The 584-nt window shown below is 28.9% G+C and carries 1 protein-coding gene; it reads right to left on the reverse strand.

Annotated features, from left to right (window positions below):
* Positions 1-285 precede the first annotated feature (285 nt).
* Positions 286-584 (reverse strand): hypothetical protein (locus KSZ58_RS22385; RefSeq protein ID WP_374102559.1); only part of this gene is annotated, 299 nt, incomplete at its 5' end.

The following is a 584-nucleotide window of genomic DNA, read 5'->3' on the forward strand; positions in this document are numbered from 1 at the left end:
CATCTACCGTGATGTAGAAGGAGTTTCTGATTACGTCATTTAATTTATTAAATGGCGTTTTTTGTTTTTATATATCGCTATATTCTGCCTTATTATCTTCATATTTTTTAATATAATAGCTCTTTTTTATGCTAAAAAAGCCGACATAAAGCCGGCTTATCGTCCTCATGAACAAATAATGGGGGGAAAAAAGGGCGATACAATCATTAAGTGATTGCTTATATACTATACTACTTATATGTTGAATTGTAAATAAAAAAAGCTACTATCTGGTGTGGAGAGTAGCTAATTAAGTAAACCTAAATTTGAATCAACTGTAAAATCGTTATCTTTCTCAACTTGTTCTATATCTTGCCGGGTAAAATCCTTAAATTTGTTAAATAACTTAACTATAATCAATATAATAAAGAATTGTATTTTTGATTTCATACCATTAATCTTGCATTTTAAAGGCGATCTTACTGTTGCTATCTTATGATTCATTTCTCTCACATCATCAAATAAATCAATAACGCCCTTATCCTTACACTCTTCAATTTCATTAAACAACTGTATACTTTTACACAAAGGTACCAAATCAGATA

Source organism: Erysipelatoclostridium sp. DFI.2.3 (assembly GCF_019132535.1).
Classification (GTDB): Bacteria; Bacillota_I; Bacilli_A; order Erysipelotrichales; family Erysipelotrichaceae; genus Clostridium_AQ; species Clostridium_AQ innocuum.